This is a genomic window from Salinihabitans flavidus, from assembly GCF_900110425.1.
GTDB classification, from domain to species: domain Bacteria; phylum Pseudomonadota; class Alphaproteobacteria; order Rhodobacterales; family Rhodobacteraceae; genus Salinihabitans; species Salinihabitans flavidus.
In genome coordinates, this window is the sequence record NZ_FODS01000083.1 from 1 (window position 1) to 1,148 (window position 1,148).

The window sequence follows — 1,148 nt, forward strand, 5'->3', positions numbered from 1 at the left end:
GATCAAGGGCACCTGCCGGATCTCGCGGGCTTATGGCCGCAGCGATCAGCGGCTCTATCACGTGCCCTGTCCGCATTGCGGCCGCAAGGCGCCGCTGACCTGGGAGAACTTTCTCGCCAGCCTCGATCCGGAGGCGCTGCACGCGGCGCACTTCACCTGCGAGGCGTGCCAGGGCGCGATCCTGCATGCGGACAAGGAGCGGATCGTCCGGCTGGGCGAATGGGTCAAGCATAATCCGCGCGGGGATCATCCGGGGTTCCACCTGTGGCGAGCCTATGCGCCGCAGCGGGATTGGGCCTCGATCGCGGTGGAATATGCCCAGGTGATGGGCTGGAGCCGGCTGGAGGTCACAAAGGAGACAGAGGACCAGATCCAGTCGCGGCAGGACGCCGACACCGAGCAGGTGTTCTGGAACGATGTGCTGGGGCTGCCCTATGAGCAGGCGACCGATGCGCCGGACTGGGAGGAGCTGCGCGACCGCACGGAAAATGCCGATCCGGGCGAGCGCCTGCCGCGTGGCATCCTGCCGGCCACGGGGTTTGTCTTCGCGGCCGGGGTGGATTGCCAGGATGATCGCACAGAGGTGCATTTCGTGGCGTTCGGGCGCAACCGGCGGCGCTGGACGATCGATTACAAGGTGATCCCGCATCACATCAGCGACGCGGAGGGCCGCGCCACGCTCAACGCCTATCTCCGGCAGGAGTGGCGCACCGAGCTGGGCCATGCGGTGACGCTCGATATTCTCGCGATCGACGGCGGCACTTACACCGACGATGTGTGGAGCTGGGCCAAGACCCACCCCTGGAGCCGGGTGATCATCGTCAAGGGCGGCTCGACGCAGACCGGCCCGATCATGGTGCCACAAAAGCTCGAGCGGCGGCGCGACGGGCGGGCGAAGCGGCGCCAGAAGCGGGCGTTTCTGCTCAATGTCTCGCAGCTCAAGGGCGGGTTCTACACCCACCTGCGCAAGGAGGACCCCGCCGAGCGGGGCTATACGCAGTTCGCGCTGGGGCTCGGCGACGAGTTCTACCGGATGATCTCCTCGGAGACGCGGGTGCTCACGCGCAGCCGCACGGGCGTTGTCTCGGCCAAATGGGAGCTGGTCGAGCCCACCCGGCGCAACGAGGCGCTCGACACGATGAACTATG

Annotated in this window: 1 protein-coding gene; it reads left to right on the forward strand. The window is 67.0% G+C overall.

Annotation, left to right across the window (positions count from 1 at the left end):
• The coding region (locus BMW66_RS19910) for a terminase gpA endonuclease subunit (protein ID WP_139196349.1) at positions 1 to 1,148 on the forward strand (1,148 nt) is incomplete at both ends.